Raw genomic sequence first — 17,717 nt, 5'->3', positions numbered from 1 at the left:
CGCTGTTTTAATTGGAATAACGGTACATGTTTTGCCCGCCGCATTGAAAACAAATTGGCTTAGGCCAAAGAAAGCGCTGCTGCAAACTATATAAGCTGCGACAGGAACAGTTCGTTCAGCTCTTCCCAGCCGATTTCCCGCTCATTGGGAAGACGCGCGATTTTTTGTTCGATTTCCGCTATGCTGGAACTGAGATATTCGTTGAGCGTCCTGATCTGCGGAATCATCCTGATTTCAGGGGAATTCACCTTGAGCTCGAGCAGACGCTCGACTTCCGGTTTCAATTCCGGTGCAAGCCCGCTCTCCATCAGTTCGGAAAACAGCATGGGCGGCGGGGAGCCTTTGTCAAGGATCCACCGGCAGGCGAGGACCGGGCGCAGGACATAAAAATATTTCTTTGCCTTTATCATATCGCCTTTGATGTATTCGCGGTAGTTGCCGGCCGCCATATGGATATAGTGATACAGCCCTCTCTTCGAAGAAAAATATCGCCCCATAACAGATTTAAACCGTGCCGCAAAATCTGTTTCTAAATATACAATGGGGGAGGCACCCCATTCAAACAGCGTTGGGTTGGACTTATGCAGAAGCCGCAGCGTCTTGGTGAGGTCCCACCCGTTGATATCCAGCGCGTCGTTGATCGGCAATTCGATCACATCACGGTGTTTTTGAAGCCGCAAATACGCATCTTTCGGGCGGACGTAGATGAACCGTACATCATAGTCGCTGTCCGGAGAGGCAAAGCCCCATGCCCGGCTGCCGGATTCGACCGCCAGCAAGATCCGCACATTTTGTGTTTGTTCAATTTGAGCCAGTTCTTTTTGTATTGTATCTTTCATCCGGTGCTCCTCCTTTCGGCGTGTGTGTCACGCATCCATTTGCTGCTTGGCGGATAAAAAAGCCTTTTTGTCCCTATGGCTGTGCTCATCACGGGATTTTGCCCGGCACATGGGGCAGGAACAGTGGATTTTTCCTTTGGCGAGACGGCCGTATGCACCCCGCGTCCAGGCATATACATACTCCTCTCCGCCAAGCCTGCGCAGGATCCCCAGCTTTCTTTCAATGGTCCGGTTTCTCTGCCGCCGGTAATAAGCCCGCGTTCTTTTCAATTAAATCACTCCCCGACAGTTCGGGCAGCCTGTAAGAACCGTCAGGGCACCGCTTTCTTACAGGCAGCCTGTCTTTACAGGGAAAGTCAAACAAACAGGTGTTTTCATCATTCTGCCGCCTTAAAGTTATAAACAGGTTTGACACGCTCTGCGATTTGCGCCGTGGGTTCGATCTGCGCGATGATTTCCTCCATGCTCTTATAGGCCATAGGGGATTCATCCAACGTATCCGGAACAACACAGGTGGAGTAAATGCCCTTCATTTCCTTCCGGTACTGTTCCATGGAAAGCGTGGAAAACGCCGCTCTCCGGCTCATGAGCCGCCCGGCCCCATGAGGGGCGGAGCAGTTCCACTCCGGGTTTCCTTTTCCGATACAGATAAGGCTGCCGTCCCGCATATTGATGGGAATGAGCAGCTTTTCGCCCTTCTTGGCAGAAACCGAGCCTTTGCGCAGGATCATCGCGTCCGTGTCGATATAGTTGTGAATGGTCGTGAATTCGTCTGCTTTTGTAAAGCCCATACCGGAAAGGATCACATCCATCATCGCTTTGCGGTTCAACACAGCGAAGCGCTGCACAATGCGCATATCATGGATATAATCCTCGAAAAGCTTGCCCTCCACATAGGCCAGGTCTTTCGGTATGCTGATTTTATGCTCTTTTTTGAGGGCGGTTACTGCGGGCTGGATCTCCTGAAAGCGTCCCTCCGACTTGAGCGTTTCGATGAGCTGCCCGATCTGGTAGCGTGCGCCGCCCCACAATGCCATTCGGCCCTGTTCCTGATAGTAATCGGCGACCTCAACGCCCAGATGGCGGCTGCCGGAATGAACGACGATATAAATATCGCCCGTATCGGAACGATCCGCCTCGATAAAATGGTTGCCGCCGCCCAGCGTGCCGATGCTTTTTTTCGCCCGCTCCAGATTGACGTAAGGCGCGCAGCGAAGCGCGCTCAAGTCGATGGACGAGCAGTATTCGTGGGAGGCCCTGCGCACTTCCCGTCCGCAGGGGATCGCGCTGCGGATCAGCGCATCCAGCTTTTCAGAATCGATCTCCCGTTGTGCGATCCTGACGGTTTCCATGCCGCAGCCGATATCCACACCCACCATACCGGGAACCACCTTATCCGTAATGGTCATGGTCGTCCCGATGGTACAGCCTTTTCCCGCGTGAACGTCCGGCATGATGCGGATTTTGCTGTCCCGAAACGCTTCTTCGTCGCAGACCAGGCGGATCTGCTCCTCTGCTTTTCCGTCCAGCGCCGGCGTATAGCACAGCGCGGTATTGAAATTTCCCTTTACTTCGATCACAATGGTGATCCCCTTTCCGACGGGGCCGGAACATGCGGCTTTCACCGCTCCGGCTCCGGATATCAGGAGGCTGTTCCCGGATGCATCAGGCCCATAAGCTGAGAGAGAACGTCTCCGTTTCCGTTTAAGTTGATATTGCCCACATTCTCGCAGATGCGCTCAATGTGCTCCAGCTCCTTGAGCCTGTAGAGCGTCGGGTTTTCCTCCATCAGCTTTGCGGTGTTGAGCAGCGAGCGGGTGGAGGCGACCTCTTCCCGGCGGGTGATGACGTTGGCCTGTGCCCGCTTTTCCGCGATCAGCACTGTATTCATGATGTCGCGGATCTCGCCGGGAAGAATGATATCCTTCACGCCCGCGTCGATAATTTCCACGAAGAACTCGTTTTCTTTTGCCTTAAGGCGCTCAAAGGCATACCTTGACAGCTCGTCTTTATTCGCCAGAATGTCGTCCAGCTTTTGCTTCCCTACAAAGTCCCGAAGAGCGAGCTGCGCCGCAACGTGCATTTGCCCGGCATAGTCGTCGATTTCGGTGAGTATCTTCACATAATCCGTGATGCGGTAATTGCACACAAAATTGATGCGAAGGCCGACCTTATCCTGCGTCATGATCTCCTGCCCGGTGATCTCCATCCGGGTGAGCCGCGTGTCCACAAGGTTCACGTCTACCCGGATATTGTTTTTCCAGAAGTAATAGGTGCCGGCGTCCAAAATGCGGATCAACTTCTGGTCAAAGTACAGCCGTGCTTTCTGATACTGGGCCACCTCCACTTTTGTATAAACCGTGGTGGGAAGCTTTGCGAATATGTACTGCGGCACATCCTCCGCAACCTCGGGCGTGGAGATATCCACAAGCTGGTACTCGTGACGCTCCAGCACAGACCAGAAGGCGTATTTGCCGCGGCGGAGCACTCCGTCGAATTTTCCGCTTGTGTAGTGAAGCGCAAGCTGCTGGTCCGCAACTTCGCAGACAGAGGTCAGTTTGGCGACCTCGCTGTTTGCGAGAAGGGTGTCCAGTTCGCATTTTGCAGACATGAGAGGCTCCTTCAAAGAGACGATCTCAATTTCCCGGGCGCCGAACAACGGATACTTTCCTGCGCCCAGAAGCTTTACAAACCGTCCGTTATGAAACAGGAAACCCTTCTGATTCTCATTGATAATAACCTTTTTCATATAAAAAACCTCCTCGGGTCTAAATTCGTGATTCGTCATCCATGCCTGCCCGGCGGCTGAACCCTTCAGCGCATGGCGCCAACCGGCGGAGAATTGCTTCCTGGCCGTTTGGCCCTTTGCACGGTATCCGTTTTCAGACAGGGCCCGGTAAGCATTGCCCGCAATGCTTGCTGCATCCAAAGATGCACTGCGCATTTCTGGCCGGATAACGAATCCTGTTTTCATCCGTACCCGAAGGTACACCTGCTTGCCGCTTCCCGCGGCGACCAAACCAACTGGCATACATCCTGACGGATGTAAGGCAGGATTCGAACCTGCGATATAAAGGGGAGTTGAACCCCGCCGCTTTCGCGGCTGCCACGCGCAAGCCTGACCGGCATACGCTTTGGAACCTCCTCGCGCACCGCGGTGAAAGAACATTCAAACACCCGCAAAGGTCATCTTGCATCCATAGAATACTAAAATTTTCCTGCCTTATCACGGAAAAAAAGCTGCGAACTCAAAAGAGTCCGCAGCTTTTTTGCATTTCCAGCCGTTTTTTGATCAGTCCCACAAAGCGTTCCGGTTCAGTTACCTTAATAAACGGGCCGAAAGAAAGCACCCGAATCACCAGTTCTGTCTCGTCGTCCTGCCGGTAGTTGATCGTGACGCGGTAGTGCTTTTCGTCCAGCCGCTGCGCCTCTTTTTCAAAGTGCGCAAAGTGAAGCAACACCCGTTCCAGGGCATTGCGTCCGTCATACAGCTCGATCACAACGCGTTTGTTTGCGGCGGCACAGATGCTTTGGCGCCCGTACCGTTCTCCCCGAAAGGGCTTACAGGACAAAATCCGCCCAAGATTGATGGTTTTTCCGTACCGGCAGCCGGAGGCGACCAGGCGGAACTTGTCGTCCTTTTCGGAATACTCCAGATATTCCGGCATGACGTTCAGATGTGTGCGGGCCTCCCGGCGGTTTTTTACATCAATACTGAGCGAATACCGCTTTTTGATCGCGTCCAGTATCCGATGGAAGATTTGTATGTATACCTCATCTTCAAATGGGTCGCCGTCCGCATACCGGTCAAAAATGTAAATGTCGTCCGGCGTGAACAGCGGCGGCACATCCTCAAGGCCGGAACTGTCAAAATCAAACAGGCGGATGCGCGGGTCAAGAGAAATTGCCTTCAGCCACCGCTTTTGCAGCACCGTAAGCGGCATGGTCGGCGGATGGAGGAGGGGCGTTGTGCCGTCCGGCCGGAGCAGCTGCCATTTTTCGCTCGTGAGCGCCGGTTCGATGGATAAAACGCTCTCTGAAAACGCACAGCGCTCGATAACCGTTCGCAGATCTTCCTTCGTGAGCGGGCGCTGAACCGCTTTGCGCAGAACGGCCGCGACTGTGTTGTAGTAAGCGCCGTAAAGCTCGCTGAAAATCATGCTTCATCGCCTCCGTTCAGCCCGTACAAGCGAGCCATCGCGTCGATGTCCCTTTTGAACTGCGCCGCCAGCTCCTGATTGGAAAAATGAATGCTGACAATGCGGCAGATAAAGGTACGGATCCACGGCACCAGCTCGCCCGCGTCATAGACGTCGGCGGAAAAGCGGCTGGTGTGAGCGTCGACACGCTCGACCTGTCCGCAGCGCTTTTCCCGTTCCAGACGGCGGTGGATATACGCTTCACTGTCATCATACCGCACGGTAAACTCCACCTGCTCCAGCCGCGCGCATCCCCCTTCGGTACTGACGCCCCAAATATGCTTCTGCATTTGGTCAAGCTTCTGCCGGTATGTATCGTAGCTTTCGCAATTTCCCGCCGTCTGGATCGACAGAATATTATCAAGCCGGATGGAGCCGATCCGTTTGTTCCGCGGAGCATAAGCCATCAGATACTGGCGGCCGTTCTGCACACTGATAAAAATGCGCAGGGGAACAACCTTCTGCGCGGCGGTGCGCTCCCTGCGCCGGTTGACGGTTTCGATTTGGACGGACTGTTTTCTGTGCATCGCCTCAAACAATCTGTACAAAATCTCACTGTCCAGCGCCCCGGTGATATAGTGATGCTTGAACACAAAGTGTTCCTCATGGGAATCGGCTTTATCCAGCAAAAAAGAACCGATCACGCCGCAGGGGGCGACCTCGGAAAAAAAGTCAAGCGCATCTGTACAGGCAGGCTGAGCCGTGGCCGCACGGCGGTACAGCAATGTTTTTGCGGACCGATCTGTACAGATAAGGCCCTGCTCGGCGTATTCCTTCAGTTTTTTGCGGACGGTGGATGCATCGAATGTTTTCGGCTCGTCAAAGCACGAAAGCCGCCGGTCAATTTCATCCATGATGCCGTTGAGCGGCAGCGCGATATCCGGACCGGATAAAACATCGAAGATCAGAAAATGAAGCGTGATATCCCCATCGGTAAAACTTTTCGCTTTCCATGCCTTGTAGAACGGATTGTGATGAGAAATGCGGCTGTCGATGGAGAGAAAGACCTTTTTGCCGTCAGCGGTCTGCCGAAAACGCATATAATCACCCAGCCAGCTTTCAACGCGGCGGCGCTCGTCATCATAGGAGCGGGCGCTTTTCTTCGTGAACTCATCGCGGCTTTTAAAACCGTACACATAGAATTCGCGCATATAGTCCCGAATGCGTTCAAAGTTTTTGATCAGCTCGCTGTAGGCCATACGTTCGTCTCCTTTCATCGTGCTTTGGCGCGCCGCAAGTTTTTTGACCTTACCATAAAGCTTTTGCGCTTTTTTATGAAAAACACCACTAAAATCTATGATTTTAGTGGTGTTTTGGTCGGAGTGGGGAGACTCGAACTCCCGGCATCCTGCTCCCAAAGCAGGCGCGCTACCAACTGCGCTACACCCCGGTATGCGGTTTTGGCACGGATGTCTGCGTGCCAGCGCGGCGGATACGGCGCTTACACGAGGAATCCAAGCTAAAATATTATATGACACAATGCGCGCGAAGTCAAGCCAAACCCTTGACGAACCGCGCCGCCTGCCGTACAATAAACCCATGTCTTATTGTTCCTATCATTTATAAGAAAAGGTGTGTCACGATGGAAAACAGCGCAAAGACCATGGACCAGATCGTCGCCCTGTGCAAAAACCGGGGCTTTGTATATCCGGGCAGCGAGATCTACGGCGGCCTGGCCAACAGCTGGGATTACGGCCCTCTTGGCGTCGAGTTTAAAAACAATGTCAAAAAGGCCTGGTGGAAGAAGTTCGTGCAGGAATCCAAATACAATGTTGGCTTGGATTCCGCCATTCTGATGAACCCGCAGACCTGGGTCACCTCCGGCCATGTGGGCGGCTTTTCCGACCCGCTGATGGACTGCCGGGACTGTCATGCCCGTCACCGCGCGGACAAGCTCATCGAGGACGCGGGCGGACACGCCGAAGGCATGAGCTTCGACGAGATGACGGAATATATCCGCGAGCATGGCATCGCCTGCCCGGAATGCGGCAGCAAAAATTTTACCGACATCCGCAAGTTCAACCTGATGTTCAAGACGTTTATGGGCGTTACCGAAGACGCCAAGAATGAGGTCTATCTGCGGCCTGAAACGGCGCAGGGCATCTTTGTCAACTACGCCAATATCCAGCGCACCACGCGCCGCAAGCTGCCGTTCGGCGTGTGCCAGATCGGCAAATCCTTCCGCAACGAGATCACGCCGGGCAACTTTATTTTCCGCATCCGGGAGTTCGAGCAGATGGAGTGCGAGTTCTTCTGCAAGCCGGACACCGATCTGGACTGGTTCTACTATTGGAAGGATTACTGCAAGAACTTCCTGCTGAGCCTGGGCATGAAAGAGGAAAACATGCGCCTGCGCGACCATGAGAAGGAGGAGCTGTCCTTCTATTCCAAGGCTACGACGGACATTGAGTATCTGTTCCCGTTTGGCTGGGGCGAGCTGTGGGGCATTGCCGACCGCACCAATTACGATCTGGGCCGTCATCAGGAGGCCAGCGGCAAGAGTCTTGAATACTTTGACCCGGAGACCAATGAACGCTATATCCCCTATGTTGTGGAGCCGTCCCTGGGCGCGGACCGTGTGGCGCTGGCGTTCCTTTGCGAGGCCTACGACGAGGAAGTGGTGGACGCCGGGAAAAACGACACCCGCGTGGTGATGCGCCTGCATCCGGCGCTGGCGCCCTTCAAGGCGTGCGTGCTTCCGCTTTCGAAAAAGCTGGCCCCCAAGGCCGAGGAAGTGCGCGCCGAGCTGGCGAAGTATTTCATGGTGGATTATGATGAGACCGGCTCCATCGGAAAGCGTTACCGCCGCCAGGATGAGATCGGCACGCCGCTGTGCATCACCATCGATTTTGAGACCGTGGGCGACGACAAGACGGCCGCCGACGGCTGTGTGACCGTGCGCGACCGCGACACCATGCAGCAGGAGCGTGTGAAGATCGAGGACCTGCGCGCTTATATCGAGAAAAAGATCGAGTTTTAAAACCACATGCGAAGCGGACGTCCCAGGGGCGTCCGCTTCCTTTTTTTGCCTGCTTGTGGTATGATGAAAACAAGCCATATCCAACAGAACGGAGGAGTTTTTATGATCGGCTGGCTCATACTTGCGGCTGTGCTGGCGTTGTGCGCCGTGTTGTGCATCCGTGCGGCCCGGTTCAAACCGGAGGCGGGGGCTGGGGCGGCGCCCACGCCCGTCGCCGTGGACACAGAGGGGGCTGTACAGCGCCTGGCGCAGCTGGTGCGCATCCCGACGGTGTCCAATTATGATGCGGAAAAGTTTGATGAAACACAGTTTGAGGGCTTCCGTGAGAAGCTGCGGGAATTGTACCCCCGCGTACATGCGATGTGCCCGCCCGTGCGCATCGCCCACACGGGCATGCTGTTTCACTGGAAAGGAAAAAGCAGCGCCGCTCCCGTTGTCCTGATGGCGCACTATGACGTAGTGCCTGTAGACGAAGCGGGGTGGAAGCATCCGCCTTTCTGCGGCGAGGTGTTTGACGGCGAGCTGTGGGGGCGCGGTACGCTGGACACGAAAATCACGCTGCTGGGCATTCTGGAGGCGGCCGAACGGCTGATGAGCGAGGGCTTTGTGCCCCGGAACGACGTGTACTTTTCTTTCTCAGGCGACGAGGAAGTGAGCGGGCCGAGCGCACCGGCCATCGTGGAATATTTGAAGGAGCGGGGCGTCAGGCCCGCAATGGTGGTGGATGAAGGCGGCGCCGTTGTAGACGGCGTATTCCCCGGCGTCAAGCAGCCCATCGCGGTGGTGGGCATCGGAGAAAAAGGCTTTATGAATGTGGAGCTGACGGCGCGTGCCGCCGGCGGCCATGCCAGCACGCCGGCCGTGCCCTCCACGCTGGGCATGCTGTGCCGGGCCGTGGCCGATTGCGAAAAACACCAGTTCAAGGCGCATCTGACGGCGCCCGTGCGCGCGCTGTTCCAAAACGTGGGGCCGTATGCGCCTTTCGGCCTGCGGCTGGTATTTGCGAATCTGTGGCTGTTTGGGCCTCTGCTGCCGCTTCTGGCGGGCAGGCTGGGCGGCGAGCTGGGCGCGATGATGCGCACCACCATGGCGTTCACCACGGCGCAGGGTTCCAAGCAGATCAACGTGCTGCCCACCGAGGCGTCGGCGGGCGTCAACCTGCGGCTTGTCAATCTGGATACGCCGGAAAGTGCGGCGCAGCACCTGAAAGACGTCATTCGCAACGATAAGGTGGAGGTCAAGGTAACATACGCTCAGAATGCCAGCCCGTATGCCTCCGCGGAGGATGCGAACTGGGAGACGCTGGCCAAGGCAGTGGGCGACACATGGCAGGGCAGCATCGTCTCGCCGTACCTGATGATGGCCTGCTCCGACAGCCGTCATTTCAGCGCCATCTGCCGGGACGTATACAAGTTCAGCGCCATGGCGCTCTCCAAAGAGCAGCGGGGGCTGATCCACAACAACGACGAGCGTATCCCGGTGCGTGAGATTGCCAAGACGGTGGAATTTTTCACCCGGCTGGAGCAAAGCATATAACGAAGCAGACCGCCGCGCGGCGCGCGGAAATCCTGATGATTTGGAGAAAATGAAAATGGATATGAATTTGGTGAAGCAGTATGCGGAATTTGCCGTAAAGATCGGCGTCAACCCCCAGCCGGGGCAGACGCTCATCATCCGTGCGCCCATCGAGGGGGCTTTTTTCGCCCGGGCCTGTGCCGAGGCGGCCTACGCTGCGGGCGCGAAGGAAGTGGTGGTGCACTATTCGGACGAAAAGCTGTCCCGCATTAAAATGGAGCATACCGCCGTGGAGGTATTGGAGGATGTGAAGCCCTGGCTCCAGCGCAGCTATCTCGATTATGTGGAGAGTGAGGGCGGCGCGTGCATGCTGTCCATTTCCGCGCGGGACCCGGAGATCTACAAGGGGCTTGATATGGAAAAGATCGACCGCGCAAACCAGGCGGCTATGAAGGCGCAGGAGGAGTGGCGCAGCTATACCATGAGCGACAAGGTGCAGTGGAGCATCGTGGCGATCCCAAGCGCCGCGTGGGCGGGAAAGGTATTTCCCGGCGCGGCGGAGGATGAGGCTCAGGAAATGCTTTGGGACGCTATCTTCGACGTGTGCCGCGTGAAAAACGGCAATGTGGTGTCCGAGTGGCAGGCGCATGTGAAAAAAATGACCGCCTGGCGCGACCGCATGAATGCGCTGGACCTGGACAGCATCCGGCTGCAGAGCGCCAACGGCACAGACCTCACCATCGGCCTTGCGGACGGGCATGTGTGGGAGGGCGCTCAAAGCCGTACGCCCGAGGGCTACACATTCATCGCAAATATCCCCACCGAGGAAGTGTTCACCGCGCCGCACCGTCTGCGCGTAAACGGCGTTGTAAAGGGCACCAAGCCCTATGTGTACAACGGCAACCTCATTGAGGGCTTTTCCGTCACCTTCAAGGACGGCGAAGTGGTGGAGCATTCGGCCCAAAGCGGCGAGGCGCTGCTGGGCCAGCTGCTGGACACCGATGAAGGCTCCCGCCGCATCGGCGAGATCGCGCTGGTGCCGGCGTCCAGCCCCATCAACCGGCGGGGCATTTTGTTCTACAATACGCTGTTCGACGAGAACGCGGCCTGCCACATCGCCTTCGGTAAGGGTTACCCCGGCACTGTAAAGGGCGGTACGGCCATGACGAAGCAGGAACTGTTGGCCCACGGTGTGAACGACAGCATCATCCACGAGGACGTGATGGTGGGCGCGCCGGATATGACCATTACGGGTACCACCAGAACGGGAGAGAACGTGAAGATCTTTGAAAACGGAGAATGGGCATTTTAATGGAAAATAAAAGGGACCTCCCGCGGGTGCGGGAGGTCCCTTTTTTACAGAGAAAAATATCCGGCTCAATGAGCGACGAACCAGAAAATGCTGCCCTTGCCGGGTTCGCTGTCCACACCGAAGGGAAAGCCGTGGTTGATGAGGATGGCCTTTGTGATGGAAAGCCCCAGCCCTGTGCCGACCTTGCCGGCGTCCGCGCGGGAGCGGTAGTATTTGTCAAAGATATAGGGAAGATCTTCCCTGGCAATGCCCGCGCCGTGGTCCTCAATCTCTACCCGCACGGCGGCGTCCGGCTGCGGTTTTACGCGCAGCGCCACACAGCCGTCCGGCCCGATATGATGGATGGCGTTCGCCAGCAGATTGTGCACCACACGGCTCATCATGTCCGGGTCTGCCGTTACGGTACAGGGGTCGGCAGCATCTACCGTGAGGGTGTAGCCGCTCTGCTCACAGATATTCTGGTAGCGGTAGGCCACTTCGTCGCACAGCTGTGCCAGGTCGAACTGGACGGGATTGAGCTTTTCGGTGCCGGAGGAATATTTGGAAAGCTCCATCACGCTGTTCACAAGGCCGGAGAGGCGGTCGGTCTCGTCCACGATGACCGAGAGCTGTTCGTCCCGCTTTTCCTTGTTGTCGCCCGTCAGGTCGCGTACCGTCTCGGCATAGCCCTTGATGAGCGTCAGCGGCGTGCGCAGGTCGTGGCTGACATTGGCGATGAGGTCCCGCTGCAGCTCCGAGGTGCGGCCCACCTCCCGGGCCATGGTGTTGAAATCCCCGGCCAACGCGCCCAGCTCGTCATCCGCCTGGGGCGTGACGCGCACCTTGTAATTGCCGCGTGCCATCTCCCGCGCGGCGCGGGAAATGGCCGAGATGGGTTTTGTGAACCAGCGGCTGAATACATAAGCACCCGCAATACTGACGATGAGCAGCACGGCGGCAATGATGGGCATTTGCGCACTGATGACGTCGGCGGCCTGGCCCACACGCTCCAGGTCTGTGGAGAGGATGAGAGAATACTGGTTGTTGATGTTGCGGCACACCACCATCTGCCGGGTGCCGGAGGTGCTTTCCAGGCCGGGCAGGATGCGGGAGTCCGGCAGAGTAAAGTTCAGGTCTCCCAGTACGAAGGTCGTGGCCCGCAGGTTGACGGCTGCGGTGCTGTTCCACTGCGGCTCTGAATATTCCATAAGCTGGCTCAGCGGATTGGGATGCAGCAGGCACTGGTCGGACTGCAGCTGGTGAAGATGCAGCAGGACCTTGCAGTCTGTTCCGGCTACCTCAAAGCATTTTCCGGCCAGCAGCCCCCGGTTGTCCATGATCTCCTCCATCATGTCTGAGGGAATATGAACGCCGCCGCTCTTGTCGAAGCTCTCGAATTTGCCGTATTTTTCAATGATGGCGGAATAGACGTCCGCCGCATGGTTCAGATCCGCGAGCACGCGCCGGTTGTACATGGGCTCCAGCAGCTTTACGCTCAGCAGCCACACCAGCGCCAGCAGCACCATGCTCATCAGCACAACAAACAGCATCAGCTTGCGGCTGATCCTATTGAAAAAACGCCGCTTTTTTACGGCCGCGCCCGCGGGGCGCTTGTCCTGCTTCATTTTCCGGGCCTCACATCGGGGTCAAATTTATAGCCGATGCCCCATACCGTCACGATGTTGTCGCGGTATTTGCCCAGGTGGCTGCGCAGCATTTTGACATGGGTATCCACGGTGCGGTCCTCGCCGTAATAGTCGTAGTTCCACACCTTTTGCAAAATCTTTTCCCGGGAAAGCGCCAAGCCCTTATTGGATACAAGGAACACCAGAAGATCGAATTCCTTGGGCGTAAGGGGAGCTTCCTCCCCGGCGATCTTCACGCTGTGGGAGGCAGTGTCTATGACAAGGTCCCCGAATACAAAGCTTTCGCCGCCCTCCTGCGTTTTGGGCATGGTGCGCGCCAGGACCACCTTTACGCGGGCCACCAGCTCCCGCGGGCTGAACGGCTTTACCACATAATCGTCCGCGCCGCCCTCCAGGCCCGCAAGCTTGTCGTATTCCTCGCCGCGTGCCGTCAGCATGATGACGGGCGTGTCGATTTTGCGCTTGCGCATCTCGCGCAGGCAGGTCATACCGTCCACAAACGGCATCATGATGTCCAATATCACAAGGTCCGCTCCGGAGGCGGCCAGCGCCGCCAGAGCGGCGGAGCCGTCGGTGGCCTCTTCGCACTGGAAGCCTTCGTGCTCCAAATGCTCGCGGATCAGCTCGCGGATGCGCGGCTCGTCGTCTACGATCAAAATTTTTGCCATAACAAACACCTCGTTTTCGGCAGCAGATGGTTTTTTCGTTTTTCTTATAGTAGCATATTACAGCGCCGATATGTCAAATTTGTGAAAATGTTTTACGCATGCGTCCCTGCCGATTGACGGCGCGGGCGGAGCGCGGTAAAATGGCAGATAGGACCGGCGCGCCTCCCCGGAGGCCCCTGCCTGCAGGGCCGGATCACGCGGCGCGTATGCGCCGGGAAATGGGATGATCTTGAATGGCGGTATTTTTGTGGGTTCTGGCCGTGTGCATCGTTCTGCTGTGGCTTTTTCTGCGGCCGGGCCGCTACGGCGAGGCGCAAAAGCAGCTGGTGTACGGCGTAAACCACGCGCACCGGGGCTTGCATACGAAGGATAAGACGGTGCCGGAGAACAGCCTGCCCGCGTTCCGCGCGGCGGCGGAGGCCGGCTACGGCGTGGAGCTGGATATCCAGCTCTCCAGGGACGGGCAGGTCGTGGTGTTCCACGACGACACGCTGGACCGTGTGTGCGGCGTGCACGGCCGTGTGGACGAATTTACATTCGAGGAGCTGCGCGGGATGCGTCTGTGCGGCACACAGGAGACGATCCCCCTGCTGACGGAGGTGTTTGAAGTGATGGGCGGCAGAACGCCCATGATCATTGAACTCAAGACGGGGCGGCGCAACGACGAGCTTTGCGAAAAGGGGCTGGCGCTGATGCGCGCGTACAACGGCCCCTACTGCATCGAGAGCTTTGACCCGCGCATCGTGCGCTGGTTCCGGAAAAATGCGAAGGATGTGCTGCGGGGACAGCTTTCCGACGCGCCCGCCTCGTTTCGGGATGAGCCGAAGCCGCTGGCATTCGCATTGGGCTGCCTGTTCACCAACGTGCTGGCGCGCCCGCAGTTTATCGCTTATGGCCCCGGCAAAAAGCCATGGACCGCCCGTCTGGCGGAGGCAATGGGCGCCATCCGCGTATGCTGGACCGTGCGCCCCGAAGACGATATAAACGCGAAAGAAGCGGAAAACGACGCGGTGATTTTCGAATTTTATCACCCCGCGCCGAAGTATAAGTGAAAGAACCTGCGGCCTGGCCGGTATGGGGCGCTTTTGCGCCCCTTTTTTGCCTTTTTTAGAGAAATTTTGCCCCGCGTGCAATTTTTGGCAGGGCTGCGGGGTATACTTCATAGCAAAGGCCGCCTGGTGTGCGGCCGCCTTTGCCAGTATTACAAACTGTAAGGAGAAACAAACATGAACCGACTGTACCGTATTTCCGCGCTGGCGCTTGCCGCCGCGCTCTGCCTTGCCCTTGCCGCCTGCGGGCCAAAGCTGCCGGGCACGAATTCCGGCAGTTCCTCTGCCGTATCTACGCCTGCCGCCTCCGGCTCGGGTTCCGTTTCGGGTTCCGCGTCCGTTTCGTCCGGCGGGGCCGGGGACACGATGAGCGAGGGCCAGCGCTACGCCTATGCCATCCGTGACGCGCGTCCGGCCGAGGACAATGAGTATTCCGAGATCGCCTGCGGCGACGCGGGCGGTGAGCCGATGCTGGCCGTGAATCCCAACGATATGTCCGCCGAGGATGCGGCGTCCAGCATCCAGATGATGCTGGACACCATGGGCATCGATCCCGCAACGCTGGATGCGTACGCCTTCAGCATGTCGATGATGAATGTGCGGGCCTACGCCATCGGTGTGTTCAAGCCTGCCGAAGGCCAGGCCGAAGCCGTGCAGGCTGCGGTGGAAAGCTATGTTTCGCTGCAGCGCAAGTCGTTTGAAAACTATCTGGCCGACCAGTACGAGGTTGCCAAGGGCGCGCTGATCAAAACGCTGCCCGGCGGAGAAATCGTACTTGTGATGAGCGAGGGTGCGGCAGACATCATGGCCAATCTGGAAAAAACACTGAAATAACAGGCGGGAGCATTGCCTGAAAAAAGGGCCTCGTGCTGATGCGGTTGATGCATCCGGCACGGGGCCCGTCCCTTTGCAGGCGTGGATCATGCATCTGGGATGGCATCTCCGGCATAGCTCCACGGCCCTTGCGCCGTTGGGGCGAAAAAGGCGGCGTTCCCGCCGCTGTACGGCAACTGCGTCAGAAGAACATAAAAGCCCTCGGGCCGCTGCTCCGCGCGGGACAGGTGGTTCAGGTATGCAAGCGCACAGTCGTCCCAGGGCAGCTCCGCCGTCTGCCAGGAGGCTCCGCTGTCTGCACTGCAGTAGAGCAGGGGCCAGTTTTCCTCTGGACCTGTGGCAAGAGTGAGAAACGCCGTGCCGTCCGGCGTCATGGAAAAACCGCTGAGGATGTGGGAGGTGCCGAAGTGCGGCAGGGCGCCGAATGCCGTCCAGCTTTGCCCGCCGTTATGGATGAAAAAAGCATATTTTTCCTCGCCGCCGCCCGGGGAATGCTGCGTGCCCACCGCCGCAAAGCCCAGCTCCGGCGTCAGAAACTCCAGCTTTGCGTATTCGACAGGACGGTCCAGCGCGGTAAGGGACTGACCGAACCATGTGACGCCTTCGTCCGGCGTGACGCTGACACTGCAATCCAGCGGGCCGGACGCATACAGTACAGCCTGCACCTTGGAGCCGGTTTCAGCGGCCAAAATGCGGCCTGCCCCGGTAAAGAGAGCACGGGTCGTTTCCGGCGAAACAGCGGAGCCGTGCCCCGCCGTGAACCAAACGCCTCCGTCCGCGGCGGCAAAGCAAGGGCCGTTTGTGCTGGAAAAATCCGGTACGGCGGCAGACTGCGGAGCATCCGGCAGCGGTGCAGAGGGGGCGAAGCTCTGCCGCAGGAGCCGCAGACCGCCGCCGCTCAGCCAGAGGGAGATTGCCAGGCCCGCCGTACAGGCGCACAGTGCCCAAAACGGCTCCCGCCGGGGCCTGAGGACGCGGTACGGCACGCCGTAGGAGCGGGAAAGGATATACCGCACAGCTTGTGCGTCGCTGTGGTGGACAAAGAGGGGAGGGCCTTCCCATTGAAGCACGAACCCGTCGGGCAGTTCCCAGGCACCCATCAAGTCGGCGTGCTCCAGCCGGTAAGGCTCTCCGTTTTGATGCCAGCGGCAGTGGGTGGGGTATACGGCTGCCTGAACGGCCGCAAAATCTCCTTTGCAGGCGGCCCGCAGCCGCAGCCGCAGCGGGCCGTCCGCACAGCCCCACAGACAAAATGCAGCCGCGGCCAGAAAAAAGCCGGTGCAGGCCATACGCACGGAGCCGAACAGCCAGGCGCGGCTCAAAGCAGCGCAGACGGTACAGCACAGCGCCGCTAGCGCATAGGCCGTGCGCGGCCCGCTGCCGCGCATACAGCGGGCTTGGGCGCGCCATGCCTGCTCGGTACGCGGAAATGTAAGGAAGCCGACGGGCGCTTCGTCCGGTTCGTCTTCGTCCGCGTTCAGAAGTGCCGCCGCCGTCGTGCCGAGCGGCCGGGCCAGAGCCGTCAGCTCAGCTCTGCCCGGCAGCCCGCCGCCGGCTTCCCAGCGGGCGAGCGCGTCGCGCGGCACGCCTGCGGCCTGGGCAAGCTGTCCCTGTGTAAGATGCTTTTCTGTGCGCAGGCGCGCGATGCGTGCGCCGATGCGCTGCGCGTATTCCATGACAGCAGTCCTCCCGGTGGTATATTGGACCGCACCGGCTACAGCAGTCTGCCCAACGCGGCCAAATCGGCGCACACGACGCCGGGCGTGACGCTGCTTGCGGCCAGCGCCTCCGGCGTTGTTTCACCGCACAGCACCAGCGCGGTGCCGCAGCCGCAGGCGCCCAGTGCAATATCGGTGTAAAGGCGGTCGCCCACCATGCATACGTCTTCCAGAGAAACGCCGTATTTGTGTGCAGCGGCGCGGGCGATGTAGGCATTTGGCTTCCCGATGACGGCATCCGGGTCCCGCCCGGTGCTTGCTTTTACAAAGGCGATCACCGCACCGATGTCCGGGATAAAGCCTCCTGCGACCGGGCAGTTGTAATCCGGGTGTGTCGCAATGTAGGGCAGGCCGGCGCGCACAGCGTCACACAGCAGCCTCAGTTTATCATAGGTGATGGTGGTGTCGAAGCCCAGCACCACGGCGCGGGGCTTCGCAGCCCGCACTGTGTAGCCTTCCGCCGCGAACTGCGCCTCCAGACTGGGCGTGCCGATGAGCAGGATATCTTTGGGAAACCCGTTTTCCGCCAAATACAGCAGCGTTGCATCACCGGAAGTGAAAATGTCATGTTCGGTAACGTCCGCGCCCAGGCGCGTGAGCTTCGCAAGATAGTCTGCTTTGCTTTTGGAGGAATTGTTCGTTAAAAACGCAAACTGCCGTCCGGTGGCGCGGCACAGTGCCAGAAACTCCAGCGCGCCGGGCAGCAGCGTATCATCCAGATAAAACGTGCCGTCCATATCCAGCAGGAACAGCTTCGCGGTCGTTACATCGTACATGGGACAGGCTCCTTTTCTATAAAAATAGAACCGCAGTTCGGCGTTGCGAAAACGTGACGCTTGTGGCATAATAATCTCAGGCTCGCCGCTGCTGCGGCTGCGCGTGTGCGCAGCACACGCGGATGCGCTGGCGCGCATGGGCCTGGGGACATTGAAACATGCAAAACCGCAGCAAGTGCGGTTTTGCCGAGGCCGCTTCGCG

At 58.2% G+C, this 17,717-nt stretch carries 14 protein-coding genes and 1 tRNA gene; 5 read left to right on the top strand and 10 right to left on the bottom strand.

The annotated features are described in order from the left end of the window. Positions 1 to 86 precede the first annotated feature (86 nt). The 6 genes from IIY41_RS08800 to IIY41_RS08775 all read right to left on the bottom strand — a co-directional run bounded on the left by IIY41_RS08800 (position 87) and on the right by IIY41_RS08775 (position 6,428). A complete protein-coding gene (locus IIY41_RS08800; protein WP_009321825.1) occupies positions 87 to 839 on the bottom strand; it encodes a nucleotidyltransferase domain-containing protein in 753 nt (250 codons plus the stop codon). A gap of 377 nt (positions 840 to 1,216) precedes the next feature. Next, positions 1,217 to 2,419 carry an RtcB family protein gene (locus tag IIY41_RS08795; RefSeq protein ID WP_178802185.1) on the bottom strand — a complete coding sequence of 401 codons (1,203 nt, stop codon included), beginning with the start codon at positions 2,417 to 2,419 and terminating at the stop codon, positions 1,217 to 1,219. A gap of 62 nt (positions 2,420 to 2,481) precedes the next feature. After that, positions 2,482 to 3,588, bottom strand: a complete 1,107-nt coding sequence (locus tag IIY41_RS08790; RefSeq protein ID WP_117460816.1) for a slipin family protein — start codon at positions 3,586 to 3,588, stop codon at positions 2,482 to 2,484. A 499-nt stretch (positions 3,589 to 4,087) separates the two neighbouring features. Continuing rightward, entirely contained in the window at positions 4,088 to 4,999 is a 912-nt protein-coding gene (locus IIY41_RS08785) for a WYL domain-containing protein (protein ID WP_287400407.1), read from the bottom strand. After that, complete coding sequence (locus IIY41_RS08780) at positions 4,996 to 6,237, bottom strand: WYL domain-containing protein (protein ID WP_287400406.1); 1,242 nt, start codon at positions 6,235 to 6,237, stop codon at positions 4,996 to 4,998. The genes IIY41_RS08785 and IIY41_RS08780 overlap by 4 nt, the downstream gene beginning before the upstream one ends. 115 nt (positions 6,238 to 6,352) lie before the next feature. After that, positions 6,353 to 6,428, bottom strand: a tRNA-Pro gene (locus IIY41_RS08775). Positions 6,429 to 6,620: 192 nt separating this feature from the next. On the opposite strand from IIY41_RS08775, the gene IIY41_RS08770 reads away from it, so the two are divergent. From IIY41_RS08770 to IIY41_RS08760, 3 genes are all read left to right on the top strand, one after another. Beyond that, positions 6,621 to 8,018 carry a glycine--tRNA ligase gene (locus IIY41_RS08770; protein WP_050004617.1) on the top strand — a complete coding sequence of 466 codons (1,398 nt, stop codon included), beginning with the start codon at positions 6,621 to 6,623 and terminating at the stop codon, positions 8,016 to 8,018. A gap of 102 nt (positions 8,019 to 8,120) precedes the next feature. Then, positions 8,121 to 9,554: a M20 family peptidase gene (locus tag IIY41_RS08765; protein WP_055080066.1), complete on the top strand. Its 1,434-nt coding sequence runs from the start codon at positions 8,121 to 8,123 to the stop codon at positions 9,552 to 9,554. Between the two features lie 55 nt (positions 9,555 to 9,609). After that, positions 9,610 to 10,845, top strand: coding sequence for an aminopeptidase (locus IIY41_RS08760; RefSeq protein WP_082431898.1), 1,236 nt, complete (start codon positions 9,610 to 9,612; stop codon positions 10,843 to 10,845). Between the two features lie 65 nt (positions 10,846 to 10,910). Here IIY41_RS08760 and IIY41_RS08755 read toward each other — a convergent pair whose 3' ends face one another. Both IIY41_RS08755 and IIY41_RS08750 read right to left on the bottom strand, forming a co-directional pair. Further along, the gene (locus IIY41_RS08755) at positions 10,911 to 12,449 is read right to left on the bottom strand and encodes a sensor histidine kinase (RefSeq protein ID WP_009321836.1); all 1,539 of its coding nucleotides are present in this window, start codon (positions 12,447 to 12,449) and stop codon (positions 10,911 to 10,913) included. Next, positions 12,446 to 13,138, bottom strand: a complete 693-nt coding sequence (locus IIY41_RS08750) for a response regulator transcription factor (protein WP_009321837.1) — start codon at positions 13,136 to 13,138, stop codon at positions 12,446 to 12,448. The genes IIY41_RS08755 and IIY41_RS08750 overlap by 4 nt, the downstream gene beginning before the upstream one ends. Before the next feature lie 233 nt (positions 13,139 to 13,371). Between IIY41_RS08750 and IIY41_RS08745 the strand changes: the two genes are divergently transcribed. Both IIY41_RS08745 and IIY41_RS08740 read left to right on the top strand, forming a co-directional pair. Then, a complete protein-coding gene (locus IIY41_RS08745) occupies positions 13,372 to 14,190 on the top strand; it encodes a glycerophosphodiester phosphodiesterase (RefSeq protein ID WP_009321838.1) in 819 nt (272 codons plus the stop codon). A 174-nt stretch (positions 14,191 to 14,364) separates the two neighbouring features. Further along, entirely contained in the window at positions 14,365 to 15,021 is a 657-nt protein-coding gene (locus IIY41_RS08740; RefSeq protein ID WP_009321839.1) for a DUF4358 domain-containing protein, read from the top strand. An 86-nt stretch (positions 15,022 to 15,107) separates the two neighbouring features. Here the strand turns inward: IIY41_RS08740 and IIY41_RS08735 are convergent, their stop codons facing one another. Both IIY41_RS08735 and IIY41_RS08730 read right to left on the bottom strand, forming a co-directional pair. Further along, positions 15,108 to 16,697 carry a helix-turn-helix domain-containing protein gene (locus IIY41_RS08735; protein WP_287400402.1) on the bottom strand — a complete coding sequence of 530 codons (1,590 nt, stop codon included), beginning with the start codon at positions 16,695 to 16,697 and terminating at the stop codon, positions 15,108 to 15,110. Between the two features lie 38 nt (positions 16,698 to 16,735). Next, positions 16,736 to 17,515, bottom strand: a complete 780-nt coding sequence (locus tag IIY41_RS08730; RefSeq protein WP_287400401.1) for an HAD-IIA family hydrolase — start codon at positions 17,513 to 17,515, stop codon at positions 16,736 to 16,738. Positions 17,516 to 17,717 lie beyond the last annotated feature (202 nt).

It is taken from the genome of Ruthenibacterium sp. (assembly GCF_017421385.1).
GTDB lineage: Bacteria > Bacillota > Clostridia > Oscillospirales > Ruminococcaceae > Ruthenibacterium > Ruthenibacterium lactatiformans.
Note: the sequence above shows the minus strand (reverse complement) of the source record. Positions and strands in the feature narration are given on the sequence as shown.

Coding starts and splice junctions, on each gene's coding strand:
- IIY41_RS08800 (WP_009321825.1), bottom strand. CDS start 839: ATGAAAGATACAATACAAAAAGAACTGGCTCAAATTGAACAAACACAA.
- IIY41_RS08790 (WP_117460816.1), bottom strand. CDS start 3,588: ATGAAAAAGGTTATTATCAATGAGAATCAGAAGGGTTTCCTGTTTCAT.
- IIY41_RS08785 (WP_287400407.1), bottom strand. CDS start 4,999: ATGATTTTCAGCGAGCTTTACGGCGCTTACTACAACACAGTCGCGGCC.
- IIY41_RS08780 (WP_287400406.1), bottom strand. CDS start 6,237: ATGGCCTACAGCGAGCTGATCAAAAACTTTGAACGCATTCGGGACTAT.
- IIY41_RS08770 (WP_050004617.1), top strand. CDS start 6,621: ATGGAAAACAGCGCAAAGACCATGGACCAGATCGTCGCCCTGTGCAAA.
- IIY41_RS08765 (WP_055080066.1), top strand. CDS start 8,121: ATGATCGGCTGGCTCATACTTGCGGCTGTGCTGGCGTTGTGCGCCGTG.
- IIY41_RS08760 (WP_082431898.1), top strand. CDS start 9,610: ATGGATATGAATTTGGTGAAGCAGTATGCGGAATTTGCCGTAAAGATC.
- IIY41_RS08755 (WP_009321836.1), bottom strand. CDS start 12,449: ATGAAGCAGGACAAGCGCCCCGCGGGCGCGGCCGTAAAAAAGCGGCGT.
- IIY41_RS08750 (WP_009321837.1), bottom strand. CDS start 13,138: ATGGCAAAAATTTTGATCGTAGACGACGAGCCGCGCATCCGCGAGCTG.
- IIY41_RS08745 (WP_009321838.1), top strand. CDS start 13,372: ATGGCGGTATTTTTGTGGGTTCTGGCCGTGTGCATCGTTCTGCTGTGG.
- IIY41_RS08740 (WP_009321839.1), top strand. CDS start 14,365: ATGAACCGACTGTACCGTATTTCCGCGCTGGCGCTTGCCGCCGCGCTC.
- IIY41_RS08735 (WP_287400402.1), bottom strand. CDS start 16,697: ATGGAATACGCGCAGCGCATCGGCGCACGCATCGCGCGCCTGCGCACA.
- IIY41_RS08730 (WP_287400401.1), bottom strand. CDS start 17,515: ATGTACGATGTAACGACCGCGAAGCTGTTCCTGCTGGATATGGACGGC.